Origin of the sequence: Paraburkholderia sp. GV068 (genome assembly GCF_003058125.1) — a bacterium.
GTDB classification, from domain to species: domain Bacteria; phylum Pseudomonadota; class Gammaproteobacteria; order Burkholderiales; family Burkholderiaceae; genus Paraburkholderia; species Paraburkholderia graminis.
Genome location: NZ_QBUB01000005.1, coordinates 163,893 through 190,006 on the forward strand (window position 1 = coordinate 163,893; position 26,114 = coordinate 190,006).

The 26,114-nt window shown below is 64.3% G+C and carries 21 protein-coding genes and 1 other RNA gene; 18 read left to right on the plus strand and 4 right to left on the minus strand.

Annotated features, from left to right (window positions below):
• Positions 1-94: 94 nt before the first annotated feature.
• Positions 95-1,363, minus strand: a complete 1,269-nt coding sequence (gene rho / locus C8K18_RS12900) for a transcription termination factor Rho (RefSeq protein ID WP_006048863.1) — start codon at positions 1,361-1,363, stop codon at positions 95-97.
• Between the two features lie 262 nt (positions 1,364-1,625).
• Positions 1,626-1,952 carry a thioredoxin TrxA gene (gene trxA, locus C8K18_RS12905; protein ID WP_006048864.1) on the minus strand — a complete coding sequence of 109 codons (327 nt, stop codon included), beginning with the start codon at positions 1,950-1,952 and terminating at the stop codon, positions 1,626-1,628.
• 428 nt (positions 1,953-2,380) lie between these two features.
• On the opposite strand from trxA, the gene ffs reads away from it, so the two are divergent.
• From ffs to C8K18_RS12945, 8 genes are all read left to right on the plus strand, one after another.
• Positions 2,381-2,479: signal recognition particle sRNA small type (gene ffs / locus C8K18_RS12910), an RNA gene on the plus strand.
• 322 nt (positions 2,480-2,801) lie between these two features.
• Positions 2,802-5,852, plus strand: a complete 3,051-nt coding sequence (gene dnaX, locus C8K18_RS12915) for a DNA polymerase III subunit gamma/tau (RefSeq protein ID WP_107707695.1) — start codon at positions 2,802-2,804, stop codon at positions 5,850-5,852.
• 79 nt (positions 5,853-5,931) lie between these two features.
• The gene (locus C8K18_RS12920) at positions 5,932-6,258 is read left to right on the plus strand and encodes a YbaB/EbfC family nucleoid-associated protein (protein ID WP_006048866.1); all 327 of its coding nucleotides are present in this window, start codon (positions 5,932-5,934) and stop codon (positions 6,256-6,258) included.
• Between the two features lie 356 nt (positions 6,259-6,614).
• Positions 6,615-7,211: a recombination mediator RecR gene (recR, locus tag C8K18_RS12925; RefSeq protein ID WP_006048867.1), complete on the plus strand. Its 597-nt coding sequence runs from the start codon at positions 6,615-6,617 to the stop codon at positions 7,209-7,211.
• 72 nt (positions 7,212-7,283) lie between these two features.
• On the plus strand, positions 7,284-8,531 hold the full coding sequence (locus C8K18_RS12930; RefSeq protein ID WP_107707696.1) for a CaiB/BaiF CoA-transferase family protein: 1,248 nt from the start codon (positions 7,284-7,286) through the stop codon (positions 8,529-8,531).
• A 137-nt stretch (positions 8,532-8,668) separates the two neighbouring features.
• Positions 8,669-9,706, plus strand: a complete 1,038-nt coding sequence (locus C8K18_RS12935; protein ID WP_029968283.1) for an ABC transporter substrate-binding protein — start codon at positions 8,669-8,671, stop codon at positions 9,704-9,706.
• Positions 9,707-9,794: 88 nt separating this feature from the next.
• Positions 9,795-10,607, plus strand: a complete 813-nt coding sequence (locus tag C8K18_RS12940) for an ABC transporter ATP-binding protein (RefSeq protein WP_006048870.1) — start codon at positions 9,795-9,797, stop codon at positions 10,605-10,607.
• Positions 10,608-10,685: 78 nt separating this feature from the next.
• Positions 10,686-11,510 carry an ABC transporter permease gene (locus tag C8K18_RS12945; protein WP_006048871.1) on the plus strand — a complete coding sequence of 275 codons (825 nt, stop codon included), beginning with the start codon at positions 10,686-10,688 and terminating at the stop codon, positions 11,508-11,510.
• Between the two features lie 95 nt (positions 11,511-11,605).
• On the opposite strand, the gene C8K18_RS12950 is transcribed toward C8K18_RS12945, so the two are convergent.
• On the minus strand, positions 11,606-12,580 hold the full coding sequence (locus tag C8K18_RS12950; RefSeq protein ID WP_107707697.1) for an NADPH:quinone oxidoreductase family protein: 975 nt from the start codon (positions 12,578-12,580) through the stop codon (positions 11,606-11,608).
• Positions 12,581-12,832: 252 nt separating this feature from the next.
• On the opposite strand from C8K18_RS12950, the gene surE reads away from it, so the two are divergent.
• The 6 genes from surE to rlmD all read left to right on the plus strand — a co-directional run bounded on the left by surE (position 12,833) and on the right by rlmD (position 19,062).
• On the plus strand, positions 12,833-13,591 hold the full coding sequence (gene surE, locus C8K18_RS12955) for a 5'/3'-nucleotidase SurE (protein WP_053858026.1): 759 nt from the start codon (positions 12,833-12,835) through the stop codon (positions 13,589-13,591).
• Positions 13,588-14,718 carry a protein-L-isoaspartate(D-aspartate) O-methyltransferase gene (locus C8K18_RS12960; RefSeq protein WP_107707698.1) on the plus strand — a complete coding sequence of 377 codons (1,131 nt, stop codon included), beginning with the start codon at positions 13,588-13,590 and terminating at the stop codon, positions 14,716-14,718. Before surE ends, C8K18_RS12960 begins: the two co-directional genes overlap by 4 nt.
• A gap of 5 nt (positions 14,719-14,723) precedes the next feature.
• Positions 14,724-15,671 (plus strand): peptidoglycan DD-metalloendopeptidase family protein, encoded by a 948-nt coding sequence (locus C8K18_RS12965; protein WP_107707699.1) that lies wholly within the window; start codon positions 14,724-14,726, stop codon positions 15,669-15,671.
• An 11-nt stretch (positions 15,672-15,682) separates the two neighbouring features.
• The gene (gene rpoS, locus C8K18_RS12970) at positions 15,683-16,762 is read left to right on the plus strand and encodes an RNA polymerase sigma factor RpoS (RefSeq protein ID WP_006048876.1); all 1,080 of its coding nucleotides are present in this window, start codon (positions 15,683-15,685) and stop codon (positions 16,760-16,762) included.
• A 4-nt stretch (positions 16,763-16,766) separates the two neighbouring features.
• Positions 16,767-17,543, plus strand: a complete 777-nt coding sequence (locus tag C8K18_RS12975) for a 3'-5' exonuclease (RefSeq protein WP_029968289.1) — start codon at positions 16,767-16,769, stop codon at positions 17,541-17,543.
• Positions 17,544-17,634: 91 nt separating this feature from the next.
• Positions 17,635-19,062, plus strand: a complete 1,428-nt coding sequence (rlmD, locus tag C8K18_RS12980) for a 23S rRNA (uracil(1939)-C(5))-methyltransferase RlmD (protein ID WP_107707700.1) — start codon at positions 17,635-17,637, stop codon at positions 19,060-19,062.
• 119 nt (positions 19,063-19,181) lie between these two features.
• Here rlmD and C8K18_RS12985 read toward each other — a convergent pair whose 3' ends face one another.
• Positions 19,182-20,042: an outer membrane protein assembly factor BamD gene (locus C8K18_RS12985; RefSeq protein ID WP_006048879.1), complete on the minus strand. Its 861-nt coding sequence runs from the start codon at positions 20,040-20,042 to the stop codon at positions 19,182-19,184.
• Positions 20,043-20,080: 38 nt separating this feature from the next.
• Between C8K18_RS12985 and C8K18_RS12990 the strand changes: the two genes are divergently transcribed.
• The 4 genes from C8K18_RS12990 (at position 20,081) to C8K18_RS13005 (ending at position 25,910) form a co-directional block, all read left to right on the plus strand.
• Positions 20,081-21,406 (plus strand): RluA family pseudouridine synthase, encoded by a 1,326-nt coding sequence (locus tag C8K18_RS12990; protein WP_029968293.1) that lies wholly within the window; start codon positions 20,081-20,083, stop codon positions 21,404-21,406.
• Positions 21,403-22,263, plus strand: a complete 861-nt coding sequence (pgeF, locus tag C8K18_RS12995; protein ID WP_107707701.1) for a peptidoglycan editing factor PgeF — start codon at positions 21,403-21,405, stop codon at positions 22,261-22,263. Before C8K18_RS12990 ends, pgeF begins: the two co-directional genes overlap by 4 nt.
• A 374-nt stretch (positions 22,264-22,637) precedes the next feature.
• Positions 22,638-24,605 (plus strand): class I poly(R)-hydroxyalkanoic acid synthase, encoded by a 1,968-nt coding sequence (gene phaC / locus C8K18_RS13000; protein ID WP_181324887.1) that lies wholly within the window; start codon positions 22,638-22,640, stop codon positions 24,603-24,605.
• A gap of 123 nt (positions 24,606-24,728) precedes the next feature.
• Positions 24,729-25,910: an acetyl-CoA C-acetyltransferase gene (locus C8K18_RS13005; RefSeq protein WP_029968296.1), complete on the plus strand. Its 1,182-nt coding sequence runs from the start codon at positions 24,729-24,731 to the stop codon at positions 25,908-25,910.
• The last annotated feature ends 204 nt before the right edge of the window (positions 25,911-26,114 follow it).

Here is a 26,114-nt window from a genome sequence, read left to right on the forward strand (position 1 = left end):
CCTATACGCTCACGCAAAACCGCCAGACGAAAAAAAACCGCTCGTCGGCGACGAGCGGTTTTCACATCCGATGCTGCGTTGGTCGGCAAACAGCTTAGCTGCCGCCGCCACGACGCATCATGTCGAAGAATTCGGAGTTGCTCTTGGTCTGGCGGATCTTGTCGAGCAGGAATTCCATCGACTCGACTTCGTCCATGTCGTGAATGAACTTGCGCAGCACCCAGATTTTTTGCAGCACTTCGGGCTTGATCAGCAGTTCTTCGCGACGCGTGCCGGACTTGTTCAGATTGATCGACGGATACACGCGCTTCTCGGCGAGGCGGCGTTCCAGGTGCACTTCCATGTTGCCGGTGCCCTTGAACTCTTCGTAAATCACGTCGTCCATGCGGCTGCCCGTTTCGATCAGCGCCGTGCCGATGATGGTCAGCGAACCGCCTTCCTCGATGTTGCGCGCCGCGCCGAAGAAGCGCTTCGGCCGTTGCAGCGCGTTCGCGTCGACACCGCCCGTGAGCACCTTGCCCGAAGCCGGCACAACCGTGTTGTATGCGCGCGCGAGACGCGTGATGGAGTCGAGCAGAATCACCACGTCGTTTTTCATTTCGACGAGGCGCTTGGCCTTTTCGATCACCATTTCGGCGACCTGCACGTGACGTGCGGCGGGTTCGTCGAACGTGGATGCGATCACTTCGCCCGCCACCGAACGCTGCATTTCCGTCACTTCTTCCGGACGTTCGTCGATCAGCAGAACAAACAGTACGACGTCGGGATGGTTCTGCTTGATGGCGTGCGCGATATGCTGAAGCATCACGGTCTTGCCGGACTTCGGCGACGCGACGAGCAGGCCGCGCTGGCCTTTGCCGATAGGCGCGATCATGTCGATGATGCGGCCCGTGACATTTTCTTCGCCGCGCATTTCACGTTCGAGCAGCAGCACCTTGTTCGGGTGCAGCGGCGTCAGGTTTTCGAACATGATCTTGTGCTTCGAGGCCTCCGGCGGCTGGCCGTTGACCTTGTCCACCTTCACCAGCGCGAAATAGCGTTCGCCGTCTTTCGGCGTGCGTACTTCGCCTTCGATCGTGTCGCCCGTATGCAGGTTGAAGCGGCGGATTTGCGACGGGCTGATGTAAATATCATCCGTGCTGGCGAGATAGGAGGTTTCCGGCGAACGCAGGAAGCCGAAGCCGTCCGGCAGCACTTCGAGCGTGCCGTCGCCGAAAATCGTGTCGCCCGTTTTGGCTCGTTTTTTTAGAATGGCGAACATCAATTCCTGCTTGCGCAGGCGGTTCGCACTTTCGATCTCGAGGCCATTGGCCATCTCGATCAATTCGGACACGTGCAGAGTCTTAAGCTCGGATAAATGCATACGGAGAACCCGCAGGAGAAGGTGCGACGAAATGGAATCTGGGAGGAGAAGTGAGCGGAACCGCTCAAGGACTTACACGTCTTTTCGACGTTTTGCGGATTCTAGCATAGCACACGCCAGTTTCCGCCAGTGCGCCGGCGCGGCATCTTTCTTCTTCGAAACGTTGCCGGCTGACAACAGCACGGCAAGCCAGGACAGCAAGCAGAACAACGCGGGCGCGCGCGGGTCCGGGCGGACCGCGTGACGCACCCGCGCCGCTGTTTTACAGGTTGCCGTCGAGGAACGCGGTGAGTTGCGACTTCGACAATGCGCCAACCTTTTGCGCGGCGACAGCGCCGTTCTTGAACAGGATCAGCGTGGGGATGCCGCGCACGCCGAACTTGACCGGCGTCGACTGATGTTCGTCGACGTTGATCTTGGCGATTTGCAGGCGATCGGCGTAATCCTTGGCGACTTCGTCGAGGATCGGCGCGATCATCTTGCACGGACCGCACCATTCAGCCCAGAAGTCGAGCAGCACGGGTTTATCGGATTTCACGACGTCCTGTTCGAACGATGCGTCGCTAATATGCTTGATTTGTTCGCTCATTGTATGAATACCTCTATCGGTTCGAGGCCCGCCTGAATTGCTCGCCACGATACGTCAAAACCTGGGGAAACTTCCGTTCGCTTAGCCGCACCCGGAGCCCCGCTGCCGGCGCCTGAAAAGTACGAGACTTTCTGGCTTCGGCAAAGGGCCCGCGTTTGCGGGTCATCCGTACGGCAGTTTAGCTTAATTCGCTATGCGTTGCCGGGGGCGATAGTAGTCATCACAGGCAGTGGGGCCAACGGCTGCCGATGAAGTGCCACCGTATTTCATCAACTGCGACGTAGCCTATGTGGAGGCTCGGCGGACAAACTCAAGTGAGCGGCGCGCGCGTCGCAACCGAATCGGCGGGTTCGCGATTCGGCGTGTGCTTGCCGGTTTGGTCGTATTAACAGTCGCACAAAGCGCCACGCGATGATAGAATGTTTCGTGACGGGCCTCCTCGCATGGAGGGATGGTCAACCTGGTCAGGTCGGGAACGAAGCAGCCACAGCCGTTTTCCACCAGTGCCGAGGGTCAGGCTCGTCACCTTCCTCTTTCTGTTTGTCCTGCTTTTCTCCCCTTGCGTTTGCCCACGTTGCATCTACTTCAGATGCCGGTTCGCTTTGCTTCGTCCGTTCGCTTCGCAAGCGTGCTCGCGGTGTCTTGGCCCTTGGCCTTTGCCGCGCGGCGGTGGGCGTACTCTCTGCACAACGCACGCAACGCGCACGGACCCGCACGCAAGCCGCACTGCGCGCCGCGCGACCATTTTTTTCTATCGTTCCATTAGCCGCTTTCAATCGACGGGCGACGCGCGTTCGCGCGGCCAGCCGAATCGGTTTTGCGCGGCATTGTTACTGATACAATTTCCGGATGACCTATCAAGTTCTCGCACGCAAATGGCGGCCGAAGGATTTCGCGTCGCTCGTCGGACAGGAGCACGTGGTGCGCGCGCTCACGCACGCGCTCGACGGCGGCCGTCTGCATCACGCCTATCTGTTTACCGGCACGCGGGGCGTCGGCAAGACGACGTTGTCGCGCATTTTTTCGAAGGCGCTCAATTGCGAAACGGGCGTGACGTCCACGCCGTGCGGCGTGTGCCGGGCGTGCCGCGAGATCGATGAAGGGCGCTTTGTCGATTACGTCGAGATGGACGCGGCGAGTAATCGCGGCGTCGACGAAATGGCGGCGCTGCTCGAGCGCGCGGTGTACGCGCCGGTCGACGCGCGCTTCAAGGTCTACATGATCGACGAAGTGCACATGCTGACGAATCACGCCTTCAACGCAATGTTGAAGACGCTCGAAGAACCGCCGCCGCACGTCAAGTTCATTCTCGCCACCACCGATCCGCAGAAGATTCCGGTCACGGTGCTGTCGCGCTGTCTGCAGTTCAATCTGAAGCAGATGCCGGCCGGCCATATCGTCTCGCACCTCGAACACATTCTCGGCGAAGAGAAAGTGCCTTACGAGGCGCAGGCGTTGCGTCTGCTCGCGCGTGCCGCCGACGGTTCGATGCGCGACGCGCTGTCGCTGACGGATCAGGCGATCGCCTACTCGGCGAATCAGGTCAATGAAGAAGCCGTGCGCGGCATGCTCGGCGCGCTCGATCAGAGCTACCTGATTCGCCTGCTCGATGCGCTCGCGCAGGGCGACGGCGCAACGGTGCTCACGATTGCCGACGAAATGGCGCTGCGCAGTCTGTCGTTTTCCACGGCGCTGCAGGATCTCGCGAGCTTGCTGCATCGGATTGCGTGGGCGCAGTTCGCGCCGTCGTCGGTACTGGATGAATGGCCCGAAGCCGGCGATTTGCGGCGTTTCGCCGAGACGCTCAGCGCCGAGCAGGTGCAGTTGTTCTATCAGATCGCGACGATCGGACGAAGCGAGCTCGGCCTCGCGCCCGACGAATACGCGGGCTTCACGATGACGCTGCTGCGCATGCTGGCTTTCGAGCCGGCGCCGACGGGCGGCGGTGGCGGCGTCGCGGGGTCTGGTGCGCAAGCCGGGCAGGCGGGCGCGGGTGGATCGAAGCGGGCGGGCGCGCCGGCGGTGGCCGCGCAGCCACGCGCGTTGGCTTCGCCTGGGAGTGTTGCGTCGATGGGCGGGGCGGGCAGGGCGGGGGTGGGCGGCGTTGCTGCGGCTGCGTCGCCGGTTGGTGAGTCGCGAGATGTGGCAGCTAAGGTGTCTTCCGAACCCGCTGCGTTAGCCGAGCCGGTTCGTCGAGCCGATTCGATGGAGCCCGCTGGGCGGGATGCGCAGTCCGCAGCGGGGCAGGATGGCGGGAATGCGGCGGAGCGTGCGGCGCACGATGTAGCGCGTACAGCGGCTGCGGCGTCTGAGTCAGCGGTCGAGGCCGCCTCTTCGTCAGTGGTAGAGAGCGCAGAATTGGAGCGATCGGCGGCAAGTGCTCCGGCGTCCGCGCCGTCCAGCGCAACGCCTGCCGCAGCGCAGGCCGCTGCCGCGCCGCCGTTGGCGCCGTGGGAGGACGCGCCGGCTGAGCCCGTAGCTGATAGACGCGCCGCCGCAGACGCATCGGATGCCTCTGCTTCTGCATCCGCTGGCACTGCGTCTTCCGATGCGGCGCAGGCATCCGCCGCGCGGCCTTCCGACGCGGCGCAGGTATCCGCCGCCGGATCATCGGAAACGGCATCCGCCACCGGATCTTCGGAAGTGGGGCAGGCATCCGCCACCGCATCTTCTGATGCCGGACAGGCGTCTTCTGCGCCGACACCTTTGAATACGGCGCAGCCGTCCGCACCCGACACAGCAACTACCACTGCATCCGACTCCGCCTCCACCGACACAAAGCTCGCCGAGGATGCGCCTCCCGCCGCATTGAACCCGCCCGCCGCCGCCGCGTTCGCACGCGCGAGCGAAGCGGTCGATCAAGCCGCAGGCCACAACGCCGCCGCAGCCGAATCTGAAATGCCGCCGCGTCGCGCGGGCGGTGCGAGCGCAGCGCTCGACGTTCTGCGCAGCGCCGGGTTGAAGGTATCGTCCGATCGTGGCCGCGCGAGTGCCGCCACGGCCGCGAAAACCGCGGCGCCGGCAACACCGAAGCCAGCCGCGCCACGCGTGGTAGTCCCCGTGCCCACGCCCGGCGCGCCGCGCGGCGCTGCTGCGCAGCAGCCGCCCGCGTCGACCGTGCGCGCGTCAGCGCAATCGGCTCAGTCGACGCAGCCACCGCAACCAGCGCAACCAGCACGATCAGCACAATCAGCGCAATCAGCGCAATCAGCGCAATCAGCGCAATCAGCGCAATCAGCGCAATCAGCGACCCGCAACGACGCGCAGCAAAACGGCTCGCCGGTTCCGCCGTGGGACGACATGCCGCCCGACGACTACATGCCGCTTTCCGCATCGGACGACGGCTACTACGGCCCGCCCGACGACAACTACATGCCTGTGTTCGACAGCGGTCCGGACGACGTCCGCGTGAACGCGTCGGCACCGTCCGCACCGGCACCGGCCGTCGATCGGCGTCCGCTGCCGCCCGCCGTGCCGCTCGACCCGCTGGGCTTCAACGGCGACTGGCCGGCGCTCGCCGTCGATCTGCCGCTCAAGGGCATTTCGTATCAGCTTGCGTTCAACAGCGAACTGATGGCGCTCGAAGGCAACACGCTCAAACTCAACGTGCCCGTGCCGCAGTACGCGGAAACCTCGCAGGTCGCGAAGCTCAAGGCGGCGCTCGCCGACAAGCTCGGCCAGCATGTCGACGTGGTGGTCGAAGTCGGCCCGGCCCGCCGCACTGCAGCCGCTCACGACGCCGCAATGCGCGCGCAACGTCAGCAGGAAGCCGAGCGCGAGATCAGCGCCGATCCGTTCGTGCAGTCGCTGATCCGCGAATTCGACGCGAGCATCGTGCCGGGCTCGATCCGCCCGATTACTCCCGACGCCGGCCAGAACGGCGCGTCCCAGGTTCACTGATTCGCCGCGCCGCTGAACGCAAGCACATTAAAAGCGCGCCCGATTCCCGAATTTCACGCTATCAAGAAGGAGCATTTCCATGATGAAAGGTCAACTCGCCGGGCTGATGAAACAGGCTCAGCAGATGCAGGAAAACATGAAGAAGATGCAGGAGCAGCTCGCTCAGATCGAAGTCGAAGGGCAGTCGGGCGCCGGTCTCGTCAAGGTGACGATGACCTGCAAGAACGACGTGCGTCGCGTGTCGATCGATCCGAGCCTGCTCGCCGACGACAAGGACATGCTCGAAGACCTCGTCGCCGCTGCATTCAACGACGCCGTTCGCAAGGCCGAAGCGACCGCGCAGGAAAAGATGGGCGGAATGACCTCGGGCCTGCCGCTGCCGCCCGGCTTCAAACTGCCGTTCTAAGCGACGCTTCCAGGCGACGCGGCAAACTGGCAACGTCGTCTGCCGGGCGTGCACAAAGCGGCTGAGTAAAGAGGGCCGACGCAGAGCGCGGCACGCGTCGAACTCGTGGTCGGTCCCACCGCGCGATGCCTGACCGTGCGCCTCGCGAGACGACCGCGGACGCGCCTGGTTGCGCATCGTTGCCGTTTGCTGCCGCGCGCTGTCTGACCAGACTCGCCGGTGAAGAGCCGCTCCATGCCACCTGCCGGCAGATCGCCACGCGTAGCTTTGCCCGCTGAAACAAGCTCGTACCACGTTCGCAAAAAACGCGTTCCAATCCGCATTCCCGGGCCTCACTCACCTCGACGCCGATCCGCATGAAACAACCTTCCGCCTTGTCGGCGCTCGTCGAAGCGCTGCGCGTGCTGCCTGGAGTCGGGCCGAAGTCCGCGCAACGCATGGCCTACCATCTGATGCAGCACGACCGCGACGGCGCCGAGAAGCTCGGTCGCGCGTTGCTGTTCGCGACCGAGCATCTGCAGCACTGCGAGAAGTGCAACACCTTCACCGAAGCGCAGATCTGTGAAGTGTGCCTCGATTCGGAGCGCGATCCAACGTTGCTGTGCGTCGTCGAGACGCCCGCCGATCAGATCATGCTCGAGCAGACCATGACCTATCGCGGCCTCTACTTCGTGCTGATGGGGCGTCTGAGTCCGCTCGACGGCATCGGCCCGAAGGAGATACATTTCGACCGGCTGGTGAAGCGCGCGTCGGACGGCATCGTTAAAGAAGTCGTGCTGGCCACCAACTTCACCAACGAGGGCGAGGCCACCGCGCACTATCTCGGGCAAACGCTGAAGGCGCGCGGTCTGGCCGTCACGCGCCTCGCCCGCGGCGTGCCGGTGGGCGGCGAACTGGAATACGTCGACGCGGGCACCATCGCGCGCGCGATGCTTGACCGCCGCTCGATGTAGCGGCAAGCCGCACGAGTGGGCGCCAGCGCTGCCGCCGAAACAGCCAAAACAGCAAAAACAGAGAAGGAGACTATGAGCGCAACTCCCGATTCGGGCGCGAACGGCGCGCCGCAAAACCCACCCGGCGCTGGCCCGCTCGCCGGCGTCAAAGTCCTCGAGCTCGGCACCCTGATCGCCGGCCCATTCGCCGCGCGCTTTCTCGGCGAGTTCGGCGCCGACGTCATCAAGATCGAAGATCCGAAAGGCGGCGATCCGCTGCGCAAGTGGCGCAAGCTTTATCCGGAAGTCGGCGGCACGTCGCTCTGGTGGGCCGTGCAGGCGCGCAACAAGAAGTCCGTCACGATCAACCTGAAGGCCGAGGAGGGCAAGGAGATCGTGCGCCGCCTCGCGCGTGAAGCAGACATCGTCGTCGAGAATTTCAGGCCTGGCTTGCTCGAAAAGCTGGGGCTCGGTTACGACGTGCTATCGGCGGAAAATCCGGGACTCGTGATGGTGCGGCTTTCCGGTTACGGCCAGACCGGGCCGTATCGCGATCGGCCTGGCTTCGGTGCGATCGCCGAGTCGATGGGCGGTCTGCGTCATATCACCGGCTACCCCGAATTGCCGCCGCCGCGCATCGGCATTTCGATCGGCGATTCGATTGCGGCGCTGCACGGCGTGATCGGCGCGCTGATGGCGCTGCATCACAAGCAGGTGAACGGCGGCAAAGGGCAGGTCGTCGACGTCGCGTTGTACGAGGCCGTCTTCAACATGATGGAAAGCATGGTGCCCGAATACGGCGTGTACGGCATGGTGCGCGAGCGCACCGGCGCGTCGCTGCCGGGCATCGTGCCGTCGAATACGTACCCTTGCCGCGACGGCAGCATCGTGATTGGCGGCAATAGCGATCCGATTTTCAGGCGGCTGATGATTGCCATTGAACGCGAGGATCTCGCCAACGATCCCGCTCTCGCACACAACGACGGCCGCGTGCCGCGCACCGGGGAAATCGACGCGGCGATCGCCGAGTGGCTCGCGCCGCGCACCATCGACGAAGCGCTCGCAGTGCTCAACGCCGCCGACGTGCCGGTGGGGCGCATCTACAGCGTGGCCGATATGTTCACCGATCCGCAGTACCTCGCGCGTCAGATGATTCAGCGCTTCAAGTGGCAGGACGGCCGCGAGATCACGCTGCCCGCGGTCACGCCGAAGCTCTCGGCGACGCCCGGCGAAACGCGCTGGCTCGGCCCCGAACTGGGTGAACATACGGATGAAGTCCTGCAGTCGCTAGGTTATGATGCAGACCACATCGCAAGGTTGCATGCGCAACAAGTTGTGTGAGTGCGGCGTGAGAGACATGAGCGCCATGTGAGCCATGTGACCGACACATGAACGCCGCGCACGCACGCACAACGCAAGCAGCAACCTGCCAATAAAATCGCAACAGCAGAATTGCAAGAGCCTCGGAGACAACCAACATGCATCGCAGAAGCTTCCTCGCCGGTACGGCCGCGCTTGCCGGCGCCACGCTCACGGCCACGCCGCTCGCCTTCGCACAGGGCAAACTGGAAACCACGAAGGTGGCCATTGCCGTCGGCGGAAAGAACCTCTTTTATTATTTGCCGCTCACGATTGCCGAGCGCCGCAATTACTTCAAGGACGAAGGACTCGACGTCGAAATCTCCGACTTCGCCGGCGGCTCGCAAGCGTTGAAGGCGGCGGTGGGCGGCAGCGCCGATGTGGTGTCCGGCGCGTTCGAACACACGCTGCTGTTGCAGGCGCAAAAGCAGTCGTTCCGCGAATTCGTGCTGCAAGGACGCGCGCCGCAAATCGTGCTCGCGGTGTCGAAGAAGACGATGCCCAACTACAAGTCGATCGCCGATCTGCGTGGCAAGAAGATCGGCGTGACCGCGCCCGGATCGTCGACGTCGATCATGGCGAGCTTCGTGCTGGCCAAGGGCGGGCTGACCGCGAAAGACGTCGCGTTCATCGGCGTGGGTGCGGGCGCGGGCGCGATTGCCGCGCTGCAGTCCGGCCAGATCGACGCGCTGGCGAACCTCGACCCGGTGATGACCAAGCTCGAACGCACCGGCGACATTCGTATCGTCTCCGACACGCGCACGCTTGCCGATACGCGCAGCGTATTCGGCGGCGACATGCCGGCAGGCTGCCTGTATGCGTCGCAAAGCTTCATCACGAAGAATCCGAACACCACGCAGGCGCTGACCAATGCAATGGTGCGCGCGCTGAAGTGGCTGCAGACGGCGACCGGCACCGAGTTGATCAACACCGTGCCGGAGAGCTATCTGCTCGGCGATCGCGCCGTTTATCTCGACGCATGGCAGCACGTCAAGGAAGCCATGTCGCCCGACGGCCTCATGCCGACCGACGGCCCCGGCACCGCGCTCAAGACCTTGCAGGCGTTCGACGCGACCGTGCAGGGCAAGCCGATCGACGTGTCGAAGACGTGGACCAACGACTTCGTCAAGAAAGCGCTCAGCACCGTCAAGGCGTAAAACTTCGAGCGCCGCGCGACGACGACATGCCGCGCGCGGCGCGTGTCAGCCTATCATCGAACAACCGATCCTCGAAGCGAGTCGAACCATGACCGTTGCAGCTCTGGCGCTCGAAAACATCACTTGCACCTTCGCCGCGCGCGACAACCGCGCGCAGCGCTATACGGCGGTCAAGGACACCACGTTGCGGATCGCGCCCGGCGAGTTCGTCTCGGTGGTCGGCCCGACCGGCTGCGGCAAGTCCACGTTGCTGAATGTCGGCGCGGGCTTGCTCGGGCCGTCGGCGGGTACGGTCAGCGTATTCGGCGAGCCGTTGAACGGCATCAACCGGCGCGCGGGCTACATGTTCCAGGCCGACGCGTTGATGCCGTGGCGCTCCGCTATCGACAACGTGATCGCCGGCCTCGCGTTTCACGGCGTGGCGCAGCAGGAAGCGCGTGCCAAAGCCGAGGAGTGGCTCAAGCGCGTGGGTCTCGGCGGTTTCGGCGACCGCTATCCGCATCAATTGTCGGGCGGCATGCGCAAGCGCGTCGCGATGGCGCAGACGCTGATTCTCGACCCCGACATCATCCTGATGGACGAGCCGTTTTCCGCGCTCGACATCCAGACGCGGCAACTCATGGAAAACGAGTTGCTAGACCTGTGGGCGGCAAAACGCAAGGCCGTGCTTTTCATCACGCACGATCTCGACGAGGCCATTGCGATGTCGGATCGCGTGGTCGTTCTCTCGGCGGGACCGGGCACGCATCCGATCGGCGAATTCACGATCGACTTGCCGCGTCCGCGCGACGTCGCCGAAATCCGTTCGCATCCGCGCTTCGTCGAGTTGCACGCGCAGATCTGGAGCGTGCTGCGCGACGAGGTGCTAAAAGGCTATCAACAGCAACTCACCGCTGTATGACGTCTCATTGAACGCTCTCTGAACGCAACGCGCTTTACGTCTATCAACCGTCCAAGCCAAACCGAGGCAAACCGAGTCATGTGGAAGACGTTGCGCCCGAACCGGGCGAATCTGGTGATCTGGCAGTGGCTGCTGCTCGTGCTGTGCTTCGTGCTCTGGTACGTGCTGACGAGCCCGACACTGCTGCCCGCGTTTTATTTCGACGATCCGAACAAGGCGGCTTTCTTCTTCGGCGAACCGCAAAAAGTCTTGCTGCGGATCTGGGAATGGTTCACAACCGGCGAGATCTATCTGCACCTGTGGATCACGCTGCTCGAGACCGTGCTCGCGTTTGCGCTCGGCACGGCGCTCGGACTCGGCGTTGGTTTATGGCTCGCGCTGTCGCCGCTTGCGAGCGCGCTGTTCGATCCGTACATCAAGGCCGCGAACTCAATGCCGCGCGTGATTCTCGCGCCGATCTTCGGCGTGTGGTTCGGTCTTGGCATCTGGTCGAAGGTCGCGCTTGGCGTCACGCTGGTGTTCTTCATCGTGTTCTTCAACGTCTATCAGGGCGTGAAGGAAGTGAGTCCGGTCGTGCTCGCGAACGCGCGCATGCTCGGCGCAAACGGCAAGCAACTGCTGCGCTATGTCTATTTGCCGAGCGCGATGAGCTGGGTCTTTTCGAGCTTGCACACGTCGGTGGGTCTCGCGTTCGTGGGCTCGGTGGTGGGCGAGTACCTCGGCTCCGCGCGCGGCGTCGGCTATCTGATCCTGCAGGCCGAAGGCACGTTCGACATCAACACCGTGTTCGCCGGCATTCTCGTGTTGACCGCGTTCGCGCTGATTCTCGATGCGATCGTCGGCGTCGGCGAGCGGCATCTGATGAAGTGGCAGCCAAAGACCGGAGACACCGAAAAGCTGTAGGCGCCGTAAACTTCACAGCGCAAAAAAAACAGCGTGGGCTCGCAGAGCCGCACGCTGTTTTTGTTTGAGCGAGCGCCGCGTCTCAGCGAGGCCGGCTACGGCGTGATCACCACCTTGCCGATCACGCGACGCTCGGCCATATCGCGCAGCGCGCGCGCCGTTTCATCGAGCGGATAACGCGCGGACACATGCGGCTTGAGCTTGCCTTCGCCGATCCAGCCGACCATCTGCCGGAACGCCGCATGATTGCGCTCGGGCTCGCGCTTCGCAAAGTCTCCCCAGAACACGCCGACCACGCTCGCGCCTTTGAGCAGCGTCAGATTGAGCGGCAGCTTCGGAATCTCGCCGTTCGCGAAGCCGACCACCAGGTAGCGACCGCGCCAGCCGATGCTGCGAAACGCCGGCTCCGCATACACGCCGCCGACCGGATCGTAGATCACGTCCGGGCCTTTGCCGTCGGTGAGCGTCTTGATGCGCTCGCGCAGGTCCTCGGTCGCGTAGTTGATCGTCGCGTCGGCGCCATGTTGCAAGCACACCGCGAGCTTTTCATCGCTCGACGCCGCCGCGATCACGCGCGCGCCGAGCGCCTTGCCGATTTCCACAGCCGCGAGTCCCACGCCGCCCGCCGCGCCCAGCACGAGCATCGTCTCGCCGGCTTGCAGCGCGGCGCGGTCGACCACCGCGTGATGCGACGTGCCATACGCGAGCGTGAAGGCCGCGGCCAGTTCGAGGTCGACGTCTTCGGCGAGCGGCACGCAGGCCGACTCGCTCGCAAGCGCCTGCTGCGCGAAGCCGCCCGAGCCCGTGAACGCGACCACGCGGGAGCCGGGCGTGAACTGCGTGACCCCCGCACCGACCGCGCGCACGATGCCCGCGACTTCCGAGCCTGGCGTAAAAGGCAGTGGCGGCTTGAACTGATACTTGTTCTGGATGATCAGCACATCGGGAAAGTTGACGGAGGCCGCCTTCACGTCGATCACGACATGCCCTGGCGGCGGTTCCAGATCAGGCAACTCTTCGACGGTGAGGCTCTCCGGCGGGCCGTACTGATTGCAGCGAATCGCGCGCATCGTGTCTCCATTCGATCAGAGTTCGCAATGGCTTAGAGTGTAATGCATGCGCACGACCGTACGTTTCGCGGGTTCGCGGTCTGGCGGCAGCAGGGCGCCGCGCATCGATCTGCATTTACTGCGCTGCTCACGAGCGCATAGGGACAAGACAACAAGCCCGCATTCACACACCAGCGCAAGCGCTTTGCGTGGCCTGCGCAACGCGCTTGCCGTGTCGTTCGCGCGCCATCTTTCCTCGGTTACAATCGCCGCATGCGAATCCTACTCAGCAACGACGACGGTTACCTGGCGCCCGGCCTCGGCGCGCTTTACGAAGCGCTCAAGCCGCTCGCCGACGTGACCGTGATGGCGCCCGAGCAGAACTGCAGCGGCGCGTCGAATTCCCTGACCTTGTCGCGGCCGCTTTCGGTTTTGCGCTCGGCCAATGGTTTCTACTACGTGAACGGCACGCCGACCGACTCGGTGCACATTGCGTTGACGGGCATGCTCGACCACACGCCGGACCTCGTCGTCTCGGGCATCAACAACGGCCAGAACATGGGCGAGGACACGCTCTATTCGGGCACCGTCGCGGCGGCTACCGAAGGCATCATGTTCGGCGTGCCGGCCATCGCGTTTTCGCTCGTCGATAAAGACTGGGTGCATCTCGAAGACGCGGTGCGCGTCGCCGCGGAAATCGTCGCGCATTACCTCGCGCATCCGCTGCCGGGGCATCCCCTTCTGAACGTCAACATTCCGAACCTGCCGTACGAGCAACTGCGCGACTGGCGCGTCACTCGTCTGGGCAAGCGGCATCCGTCGCAGCCGGTCATCCGGCAGACCAATCCGCGCGGCGAGCCGATCTACTGGATCGGGCCGTCGGGCAGCGCGCGCGATGCGAGCGAAGGGACGGATTTCCACGCAGTCGCGAACGGCCATGTGTCGATCACGCCGCTGCAGCTCGATCTGACGCACACGCAAATGCTCCCGGCCGCACACGACTGGGCGCGTGCGGGCAGCGGCGCTTCATGACGAGCGAGCGCGCGAAGCGCTTTCCACTCGGCCTCGAAGATCTGGTGCGCGAGCCGCGCCGGCCCGAAGGCCGTCCAGGGGAAGTGCGCGCGGCGGCGCTTGCCGCGAGTGCCGCGCTCAATGCGCGGCAGCAGCCGGCGAAGCATGGGCAGCCCGGTTCGGCTGGCAAGACGCAGCCGAAGCAGGCGAGAGCGCCGGCTTCGGTCGCGGACAGATTGCCGGCCGGCACGCCAGCGAGGCCGCTCATCGTGACGCCGCCCAGGGCGCTCGCCGCGCCTGCGGTGAAGACGCCGGCGCGGCCGATTGCGCAGAGCACGGGCGCGCGTCCGTCGTCCGCGGTGAAGGGTGCAGCGTCGTCGTCTACGCGAGCCGCGAGCAAGGCCGTGAGTTCCTCTGCACCGTCCTCGCCGGCCGCCAAGTCCGTGACAAGCCGCTCGAACGAGCGCGGCGCCGCGCCGAACGTCGCGCTGAACCGTGCAACCGCATTGACGTCGGAACGGGTTCGCGAACGCATGGTCGAACGCCTGCGTGCGAACGGCATCACCGATCAGCGCGTGTTGAGCGCGATGTCCGTGGTGCCGCGCCATATGTTCGTCGATCCCGGCCTCGCGGTTCAGGCCTACGAAGATGCGGCGTTGCCAATCGGCCATCACCAGACCATCTCGAAGCCGTCGGTGGTCGCGCGAATGATCGAGCTGGCCGCAACGGGCCGTGCGCTGAACAACGTGCTCGAGATCGGCACCGGTTGCGGTTATCAGGCGGCGGTGCTGAGCCAGGTCGCGCGCGAGGTGTATTCGATCGAACGCATCAAGCCGTTGTCCGAGCGCGCGAAGACAAACTTGCGTCCGCTGCGAATTCCGAACATCCGGCTGCACTATGGCGACGGACGTTTGGGGCTGCCGTCGGCGGCGCCTTTCGATGCGATCCTGATCGCCGCCGCGGGCCTCGACGTGCCGCAAGCATTACTTGAACAACTCGCGATCGGCGGCCGCCTGATCGCGCCGGTCGGCTCGCAGGAAGGCCAGAACCAGGTGCTGACGCTCGTCGAGCGCCTTGGGCCGGCGCAGTGGCGCGAGTCGCAGCTTGATCGCGTTTTCTTTGTACCCTTAAAATCCGGAGTGATTTGACACCGATGAGTATGTTGCGCGCGATGCAAAGAACCAGCCTGAATGTCCCCATGTCCGTAACCCAGCGTAGCGTGTGCGTGCTCGCCTTGTCCCTGTTGATGACAGCCTGTGCATCCCGGCTCGATCAGGCGCCGGTCGTCGACCGCTCCGGCGGCGGCGTGCTCGGCACGCAAGCCGCGCAGGCCGGGCAGCAACCGGCCGTGCCGCTCGGCCCGCCGCCGCCTGGCTACTATCGCGTGAAGCCGGGCGACACGCTGTACCGGATCGCACTCGAGAACGGCCAGAACTACCGCGACATTTCCGCGTGGAACAACCTCACGAACCCGAATCAGATCGAGGTCGATCAACTGCTGCGCGTGGTGCCGCCGGGCGCGAACACCGCTGCGCTGACGCCGGGCGTCGCGACTGCGCCGCTCGGCAGTAACGGCGCGGTGCAAAGCGCGCCGCTCAATGGCGCGGCGCCGTCGACGGGCGCGGCAGCCGGCGTGGCCGCGCCGCCCATCTACGGCTCGAGCGCGAACAGCGCGGCGCTCACGCCGCCGTCGAACGCCGCTGCAGCCAGCGATTCGACTGCCGGCGCGTCGAGCAACATCAGCTTCTCCTGGCCGGTGCGCGGCCAGTTGCTCGGCACCTTCAACGATTCGACCAACAAGGGCGTCAATATCGGCGGCGCGGCGGGCGAAGCGGTGAAGGCCTCCGCGGACGGCCGCGTGGTTTATGCCGGAAATGGGCTGCGTGGTTACGGCAATCTAATTATCATCAAGCATGACGCAACTTATCTCACCGCGTATGCACACAACCGCTCTTTGATGGTAAAAGAGGGGGATGCGGTCACGAAGGGGCAGAAAATCGCCGAGATGGGTAACAGCGATTCAGACCGTGTCATGTTGCATTTCGAAGTTCGCCGGCAGGGTAAACCTGTCGACCCACTGAAGTATTTGCCGCCGCAATAAGCGATACGACCATGCCGAAACCGAAGCGCCGCCTGCCGCAAGCCGAATCTGAAACGATCAGCAATGCCACGTCCGCTTCGGTGGACGACAGCGGCGCTTCGGAAGCGGAAGAGGAGCTCGTCGAAGAGCGCGAGCTCGACGAGCGCCCGAGCGCCGAAGAAGGCGGCGACGCGCGCGAAGGCGCAGCCGAGGTCGTGCCCGACGCGGACGACTTCCGCGCGCTGCTGCAAGCCGAACTCACGGCCGACACGATCCAGCATTATCTGAATCGCATCAGCGTGAAGCCGCTTCTCACCGTCGAGGAAGAGCAGAAGTACTCGCGTCTCGCGAAGGCGGGCGAGTTCGAAGCGCGGCAAGTGATGATCGAGCGCAATCTGCGGCTGGTCGTCAGCATCGCTAAGGGTTATCTGAATCGCGGCGTGCCGCTGCTCGATCTGATCGAAGAGGGCAACCTCGGCCTGATGCACGCCATCGAGAAATTCGATCCGACACGCGGCTTCCGGTTTTCCACTTACGCGACGTGGTGGATCCGACAGAGCATCGAGCGCGCGATCATGAACCAGGCGCGCACCGTGCGCTTGCCGGTGCACGTGATTCGCGAGCTCAATCAGGTGCTGCGTGCGAAGCGCCATCTGGAAAAGAATTCGATGAACTCCGGCGAAGCAGCCGAGCGCCGCGACGCCAGCATCGACGACATCGCTTATCTGACCGGCAAGACCACCGACGAAGTCACCGACATTCTCGCGCTGAACGAACACACCGCCTCGCTCGACGCGCCGCTCGATCTCGATCCGGCCAGCAGTCTGCTCGATCTGTTGTCGGACGACCAGAGCCAGTCGCCGGATGCGGAGGTTCAGCATCGCGAACTGGAAACGCTCACGCGCGCATGGCTCGCGCGTCTGTCGGACAAGCATCGCCATGTGATCGAACGCCGCTTCGGTCTGAATCACATCGAACCCGCCACGCTCGAAGAGCTGGCCGATGAAATGGGCCTCACGCGCGAGCGTGTGCGCCAGATCCAACAGGAAGCGCTTGTGCGGTTAAAGCGCTTCTTCGCCTCTAATGGCGTTCGCAAAGACGCCGTTCTCTGACTTGATGACACCGATTCTTGTTTTCGACATCGAGACGATTCCCGATGTCGCCGGCATCCGCCGTCTCGAAGATTTGCCCGCCACGATGAGCGACGCCGAAGTCGCCGAGCACGCGTTCGCCGCGCGCCGCGAAAAGACCGGCGGCGATTTTCTGCCGCATCATCTGCAACGCATCGCCGCGATTTCCTGCGTGTTTCGCGATAACAACGGCTTTCGCGTGCGCTCGCTCGGCACGCTCGAAGACGGCGAGGCGGCGCTGGTGCAGTCGTTTTATCGCGTGATCGAGAAGTACACGCCGCAGCTCGTGTCGTGGAACGGCGGCGGCTTCGACCTGCCGGTGCTGAACTACCGCGCGCTCGTCAACGGGATTCCCGCCTACCGGTTCTGGGATCTCGGCGAGGACGACCGCGAGTTCAAGTGGAACAACTACATCAGCCGCTACCACGCGCGCCATACCGATCTCATGGACGTCCTCGCGATGTACCAGGCGCGCGCCAACGCGCCGCTCGACGCGCTCGCGAAGATGTGCGGCTTTCCCGGCAAGATGGGCATGGACGGCAGCCAGGTGTGGCAGGCGTATCAGGAAGGGCGCATCGAGGAAATCCGCAATTACTGCGAGACCGACGTCGTCAATACGTATCTGCTGTATTGCCGCTTTCAGTTGATTCGCGGCGCGTTCTCCGCCGCCGAATATGCGGACGAGATCAATCTCGTCAAGAACGCGCTCGCGCTCGAAACCGCGCCGCAATGGGCGGAATATCTGGCGGCGTTCGATCAATAGCCGTGGGGCCGCGTGCACGGAGCCGGGGCGTCGCTCGCGCCGGCTTCGTCTACAATCTCGCCTTTCCCCCAAGTTTGTCAGGAAGTAGCAGGTGTCCCGAACTGCCCACCATCGTCGCTCGCCGAAGCGCCCGTCGAAATACCACAAAGCCGCGCCGGCTCCGGCGCCCGTCATTACCGGCAACGAGCCGGTCGTCGAAATCGTTTCGCTCGATATGGAAGCGCGCGGCGTCGGCCGCATCGAGTCCGAAGACGGCACACCCGGCAAGGTGATTTTCGTCGAAGGCGCGCTGCCCGGCGAGCGCGTGAGCTACTCGACACATCGCAGCAAGCCGAAGTTCGAACAGGCCGAAGTGGTGCAGGTGTTCCGCGAAAGCGTGATGCGCACGAAGCCGAAATGCACGTATTTCGACATTTGCGGCGGCTGTTCGATGCAGCATCTCGACATTCGCGCGCAGGTCGCGGTGAAGCAGCGCGTGCTCGAGGACAACCTTCAGCATCTCGCGAAGCTGCGCCCCGAAACGGTGTTCCGGCCGATTCACGGACCGGCCTGGGATTATCGCTATCGCGCGCGTCTCGCCGTGCGTTTTCTGCCCGAAAAAGGCGGCATGCGCATTGGCTTTCACGAGAAGAAGAGCAGCTACATCGCGGATATGAAAACCTGCGAAGTGCTGCCGCCGCATGTGTCGGCGATGCTGATGCCGCTGCGCTTCATGGTGCGCAAGCTGTCCATCTACGACCGCATGCCGCAGCTCGAACTGGCGGTCGGCTCGTCGGTCACGGCGTTTGTCGTGCGCAATCTCGAGCCTTTGACTGCCGCCGACGAACAAGTGCTGCGCGAGTTCGCCGATGAGCACAAGGTGCAGTTCTGGATTCAGCCAGGCGGCCCGGACACGGTCACGCCGCTGTATCCGCTCGACGTGCAGCTCGACTACACGCTGCCCGAGTACAACATCCGCATGCCGTTCAAGCCGACCGACTTCACGCAGGTCAATCACGCGATCAACCGTGTGCTCGTGAGCCGCGCGCTGCGCCTGCTCGCGCCCGCGCGCACGGACCGCGTGCTGGATCTGTTCTGCGGCATCGGCAATTTCACGCTGCCGCTCGCGCGCATCGCGAGGGAAGTGGTGGGCATCGAAGGCAGCGACGTGCTGACCTCGCGCGCGCTGGCCAATGCCGAGCTGAACGGCGTGGCGGCGCACACGTCGTTTGCATGCCGCAATCTTTTCGAAGTCACCGCCGACGACATGCGCGCGCTCGGCCACTTCGACAAGTTTCTGGTCGACCCGCCGCGCGAAGGCGCACTGGCCGTCGCGAAGGCGCTGGCGGAAATCGCGCAAAGCGGCGATGGACCGCTGCCGAAGCGCATCGTCTACGTGTCGTGCAATCCGTCGACGCTTGCGCGCGACGCCGGTCTGCTCGTGCACGAGGCGGGCTACCGGCTGGTGGGTGCGGGCGTCGTCAACATGTTCCCGCATACGTCGCATGTCGAGTCGATTGCGTTGTTCGAGCGGGACTGATTCGGCTAGTCGATATGGCCAACCCATCCCGCTAACGCATAAAGCAAAACGCCACGACCGAAGTCGTGGCGTTTTGCTTTGCAACTCGTGTTCAGCCGCGGTTCACACCGCGGCGCGGCTTAAAACTGCCACCACGACTTTTCCTTACCCGGCCTTGCATGACCCGTGACGTACGGGCTGTCGGGGAAGGTGCCGGCGAGCACGCGCTTGGTGTCGTCGGCGAGTTGCGGCTGGTTCAGCCTCTGATACGACAGCATCATGATGTGCAGCGCGTCTTCGATAGCCGGTGCGTTCTTGTATTCCTTCAACGCGAGCTGCGCGCGATTGATCGCAGCCACATACGCGCCACGGCGGTAGTAGTAATCCGCCGCATGGACTTCGTGCGACGCCAGCGCGTTCACGATGTAGCGCATGCGCTGGGCGGCGTCCGGCGCATATTTGCTGTTCGGATACCGGTCGACCACGACCTTAAACGCGTCGTACGACTCGCGCAGCGACTTCGGATCGCGCTCGCTCATGTCCTGGCCGGAAAAGCGGCCGAAGAGACCGAGGTCGTCGTTAAAGTGGATCATGCCTTTGAGATAGTACGCATAGGCGATGTCCGGGTGATCCGGGTGCAACTGGATGAAGCGGTCGATAGCCTGATCAGCAGCCGCGGCTTCATTGTCTTTCCAGTTGCAGTACGCGACGTTGATCTGCGCCTGCTGGGCGAAGTGGCCGAACGGGTCGCGGCCTTCGAGCATTTCGAAGTACTTCGCGCACTTGCCGAAGTCGCCGCCGCTCAGGGCGTCGTTCGCCTCCGTATATAATTTGTTGTTGTTCCACGTTGCCGTTTCGTCGGTCTTCTCCGGCAGGCCGTGGCAAGCCGCAACAACCGCGACGGCTGCGGCACACGCAATGTATCCGGCCACTTTCCGGGCCGCGCTCTTCATGGCCTTCAAATTGATCGCCGCTTTAGTGATGGTGTTCAAGGCTCGCATTTTCCAGTCTAGCTTTACGTCCAGGTGACCCAGACTCAATGACCCGCTCAAATACTCCAGGCGCTGCAACCGGTGCCCGGAATAGCAACGAAGATTATAACGTAAGCGCCGACCCCTCCGACGCGTTGGGCCCCGATTCGCTCGACGACGACCTCCCCGCCGACGCGCTCGGCAAAGCCGCGCTCGCCAGCATGGTGCCGAGTGTGGCAAACCGTGTCGCGGACGAAACGCCGCGCAGTGTCGTGGTGCCCGACGAACTGGCAGGCGAGCGCCTCGACAAGGTGCTCGCGCGCCTTTTCCCCGAATTCTCGCGCAACCGCCTGCAAAGCTGGATCGAGGCGGAGCGCGTGCGGATCGACGGCAAGCCGGCAAAGATTCGCCAGCCGGTGCCGCTTGGCGCGACCATCGAACTCGTGCCCGACCTGCTGCCCGAACAGCTCGCGTTCACGCCCGAACCGGTGCCGCTCGAGATCGTCTACGAAGACGACACGCTCGTCGTCATCAACAAGCCGGCCGGCATGGTCGTGCATCCGGCGGCCGGCAACTGGAGCGGGACCGTGCTCAACGGTCTGCTGTACCGCTACGGCGACGCCGCGGCGGGCTTGCCGCGCGCGGGCATCGTGCATCGGCTGGACAAGGAAACGTCGGGGCTGATGGTGGTCGCGCGCACGCTCGAGGCGCAGACCGACCTCGTGCGCCAGTTGCAGGCGCGCACGGTCAAGCGCCGCTATCTCGCGCTCGTGTGGGGCAACATGCCCGAGGAAGGCACGATCGACGCGCCCATCGGCCGCGATCCGCGCGAGCGCACGCGCATGGCCGTCGTGACCGGCGCATCGGGCAAACCGGCGCGCACGCATTTCCGGCGCGTCGATACGGCGATCTGGCAGCGTCAGCCGGTCACCGCGATTCACTGCGATCTCGAAACCGGCCGCACGCATCAGATCCGCGTGCACTGCGCGCATATCGGCCATCCGCTGCTTGGCGATCCGGTGTATGGGCGCGCGCGCGGCAAGCGCTCGGTGACGCCGCTGCCCGGCGAGTTCGCGCGTCAGGCGCTGCATGCATGGCGCCTCGGTCTGATTCATCCGAAGACCGGCCGCACGATGCAATGGCGCGCGGACGTGCCGGCAGATATCGCGGCGCTGTCGGCGGCGCTGGGTCTTGGTCGCGACGATGCGGGCGAGTTCGACGAGACGTACTATGAGGAAGACGGCTACGAGGCCGCGGACTACGACGAGCACGACGACGCCGACGAGCACGATCCGCACGGCGAATACGACGAGCAGGACGAGTCCGACGAGCACGACCAAGCCGACGAACCCGACGACCACAACCCACAGCAAGACAAGGACGATCGCGCATGACCAGCCTGCCCGAACTGAGCTTTGCCGATGTCGTGCAACCCGCGTGGAATGTGGCGCCGCGCGTGCGCGCGCTCGTCACAACGCGTAACGGCGGCGTGAGCAAGCCGCCGTTCGGTCGCTGGCGCGACGGCGCGGACGAACCCGGCGGCCTGAACCTCGGCATGAAGTCCGGCGACGATCCCGCCGCGGTCGCGGCCAATCGGGAGCGGCTCCTCACGCTGGCAGGCGTCGCCGATGCCGCGTGGCTCGATCAGGTACACGCGGCGCGCATCGTGCGAGCCGAGGACGCGCTTCGCGAAGCGCAAGCGAACGGCGCGCCGACGCAAGCGGACGCGAGCGCCACGGATCGCGCGGGCATCGCGTGCGTAGTGATGATCGCGGACTGCATGCCGGTGCTTCTGTGCGACGAAACCGGCCGTGCAGTGGGCGCGGCGCACGCGGGCTGGCGCGGACTCGCTGCGGGCATCGTCGAGCAGACGGCCGGCCGCGTCGCCGAACTCGCCGGCGTAGAAGCGCACGCGTTGCACGCGTATCTCGGACCTTGCATTGGACCGCAATCGTTCGAAGTCGGGCCCGACGTGCGCGACGCATTCCTCGACGGCGCGGAAGCGAGCGAACGCGATGCAACCGCGAGCGCCTTCGTCGCGCATCCGCGAACCGACGGCAAATATCTTGCGGATCTTCCGGCGCTGGCTCGTCTGCGTTTGCAGCGGCTCGGCGTGACGCGCGTTGTCGGCGGCGACATGTGCACGGTCAGCGAGCGCGAGCGCTTCTATTCATACCGCCGCGATCGTGAGACAGGGCGCATGGCCGCATTGATCTGGCTCGACAACGAAGCTCAGACACTCGGCGACTGAGACGAGCGCGACTCGCATTTTGCTGCGCTGCCGGAAGCGTCGAACGGAATCGTTTCGTCCGTTAATACCCGCATTAACACCGAGCAATAAATGTGAATTAAGCGCGGCAATACAGCGTTTTTTCGCAATCCGCCATTCGATTGACATATGTCTGAAAATGCCGGCCAGTGATACAGGGAAAACGATAATTAAAAAACTATCGCACTGCGGCAAAATCGGGAACAAGCATTGACATGCCTTGCGATGGGGAGCAAGAATGTTCCTCACAGCTCCTCGTACATGGGACAGGGCGTGACGAGGGCGCGAGCGATCGCCCACGTGCGCAAGAACCTGCCTCTCAACCGTCCGCAAGGACTTACCGGTCAAAAGCAGGTATGGCAGCTCCTCATTCCCCAGCTTCCCCCAGCACCGACTCCTCGAAGGAGCAAACGCAGCAGGCCGGCACCAGTGGCGCGAGCGGCGCCGCAGCGACCGCGGGCCTTCAGCCATTTTTCGACGCGTGGTTAAACGCCTGGCGCTCGTTGGGCGCAGGCACGGCGGGCGGCGGCAACGGCGCGCCGTTCGCGATGCCGCAATTTCCTCCGGTTCAAGGCGCGGCGCCGTGGAGCGTGCCCGGCATGCCGTCGATGCCATCGTTCCCTGGCATGCCTGACTTCAGCAAGCTCGCAGCGGGTGCAGCGGGTGCCGGTGGTGGGATACCCGGCATGCCGTCGTTCGCCGGTCTGAGCCTACCTGCCGCGGCGATTCCTCCTGAACGTCTGCAGAAACTGCAAGCCGACTACACGCGTGAAGCGATGGTGCTGCTGCAGCAGGCAAGCGGCGGCGGCGCGGCGCCGAAGGCGCCCGAACTGAAGGACCGCCGCTTCAGCTCGGACGCATGGAGCGCCACGCCGGCCTTCGCATTCACCGCCGCATGGTATCTGCTGAACGCGCGCTATCTGCAGGAAATGGTCGACGCGCTCGAGACCGAGCCGAAAGTGCGCGAGCGCATCCGCTTCGCCGTTCAGCAATGGACGGCCGCCGCGTCGCCGAGCAATTTCCTAGCGTTGAATCCCGAGGCGCAAAAGACCTTGCTCGAGAGCCAGGGCGAGAGCTTGCGGCAAGGCGTGATGAATCTGCTTGCCGACATGCAGCGCGGCAAGATTTCGCAGACGGACGAATCGCGTTTCGTGGTCGGCGAAAATCTCGCGACCACCGAAGGCTCGGTCGTGTTCGAAAACGACCTGATGCAGTTGATCCAGTACAAGCCGCGCACGGCGACCGTGCGCGAGCGGCCGCTTCTGATCGTGCCGCCTTGCATCAACAAGTACTACATTCTCGATCTGCAGCCGGAGAACTCGCTCGTCGCCCATGCGCTCGATTCGGGCCACCAGGTGTTCCTGATTTCGTGGCGCAATGCGGACGCCTCCATCGCGCATAAGACGTGGGACGACTACGTCAGCGAGGGCGTATTCACCGCGATGCAAACCGTGAGCAAGATCAGCGGCCGCGAGCAGATCAACACGCTCGGCTTCTGCATCGGCGGCACGATGCTCGCCACCGCGCTCGCGGTTGCGGCGGCGCGCGGCGAACATCCGGCCGCGTCGATGACGCTGCTCACTTCGATGCTCGACTTTTCCGACACCGGCGTGCTCGATATTTTCGTCGACGAAGCGCATGTGCAAATGCGCGAGCAGACCATCGGCGGCAAGAACGGTGCGCCGCCGGGACTCATGCGCGGCATCGAATTCGCCAACACGTTTTCGTTCCTGCGTCCGAACGACCTGGTGTGGAACTACGTCGTCGACAATTATCTGAAGGGACGCACACCGGTGCCGTTCGACCTGCTGTACTGGAACAGCGACTCCACGAGCCTGCCCGGTCCCATGTACGTCTGGTATCTGCGCAACACATATCTCGAGAACCGTCTGCGCGAACCGGGTGGAGTGACCACCTGCGGCGAGCCGGTCGATCTGTCGAAGATCGACGTGCCCACCTTCATTTACGGTTCACGCGACGACCATATCGTGCCGTGGCCGTCGGCCTATGCGTCGGCGCCGCTCCTCACCGGACCGTTGAAGTTCGTGCTCGGCGCGTCGGGTCATATCGCGGGTGTCATCAACCCGCCCGCGAAAAACAAGCGCAGCTATTGGACGCTCGAGGGCGAGCAGAAGAGCTTGCCTGAGAACCCGGACGACTGGCTCGGCGAGGCGAAGGAAGTGCCCGGAAGCTGGTGGCCCGAGTGGACCACGTGGCTCGATCAGTACGGCGGCAGGAAAGTGAAGCCGCGCGCCGCGGCGGGCTCGGAGGAATTCCCGGTTATCGAGCCGGCGCCGGGCCGCTACGTGCGCAAGCGCGAGTAAGAACACGATCTCAGATGCCACCCAACGCAACGGGGCAAGACGAGCTAGCAGGTTCACGAGCAACGAGATTTTTAACTTGACGGGCCCCGGCCTGATTGGCCGCGAAGCCCGGAGGATATGGAAATGACTGATGTTGTGATCGTATCGGCCGCGCGTACGGCAGTGGGCAAATTCGGCGGGTCGCTGGCGAAGATCGCCGCGCCCGAACTCGGCGCGACTGTGATTCGCGCGGTGCTGGAACGTGCGGGCCTGAAGCCCGAGCAGGTGAGCGAAGTCATTCTGGGCCAGGTGCTGACGGCGGGCTCGGGACAGAATCCGGCGCGCCAGTCGTTGATCAAGGCGGGGCTGCCCTCGGCGGTGCCCGGCATGACGATCAACAAGGTCTGCGGTTCGGGCCTCAAAGCGGTGATGCTCGCGGCCAACGCGATCATCGCGGGCGACGCGGACATCGTGATCGCCGGCGGTCAGGAAAACATGAGCGCCGCGCCGCACGTGCTGCCGGGCTCGCGCGACGGCTTCCGCATGGGCGACGCCAAGCTGGTGGACACGATGATCGTCGACGGTCTGTGGGACGTGTACAACCAGTATCACATGGGCGTGACGGCGGAAAACGTCGCGAAGGAATTCGACATCACGCGCGAACAGCAGGACGCGTTCGCGGCACTGTCGCAGAACAAGGCGGAAGCCGCGCAGAAGTCGGGCCGTTTCGACGACGAAATCGTGCCGGTCGAGATTCCGCAGCGCAAGGGCGACCCGGTGCGTTTCGCCACCGACGAGTTCGTGCGTCACGGCGTGACGGCCGAGTCGCTGGCAGGTCTGAAGCCGGCGTTCTCGAAGGAAGGCACGGTCACGGCGGCTAACGCGTCGGGTCTGAACGACGGCGCGGCGGCTGTGGTCGTCATGTCCGCGAAAAAGGCTGAAGCGCTCGGCCTCACGCCGCTTGCGCGCATCAAGGCGTACGCGAACGCGGGCGTGGATCCGAAGATCATGGGCATGGGTCCGGTGCCGGCGTCGAAGCGCTGTCTGGAGCGCGCGGGCTGGAGCGTGAACGATCTCGATCTGATGGAGATCAACGAAGCCTTCGCCGCGCAGGCGCTCGCCGTGCACAAGCAGATGGGCTGGGACACGTCGAAGATCAACGTGAACGGCGGCGCGATCGCGATCGGCCATCCGATCGGCGCGTCCGGCTGCCGGATTCTCGTCACGCTGCTGCACGAAATGCAGAAGCGCGATGCGAAGAAGGGCCTGGCTTCGCTGTGCATCGGCGGCGGCATGGGCGTCGCGCTGGCGCTCGAGCGCGTTTGACGACGATCCGCACGCCGACCGCGCATCAGGCGCCGTGCACGGTGTTGACGCGCGCCGCTTTGCGAATCCGGCGCGCGCTCGTGTGACGCCCGAGAGCGGCCTCGCCGGCCGGTCGCCCGGCGGCAGTGTGGACAAAGCATCAGGCGAGGGTAGAGGTAGCCGGCTGGGGCAGCCGGCCGGCGCCTCAAGAACGACAACGGAGTC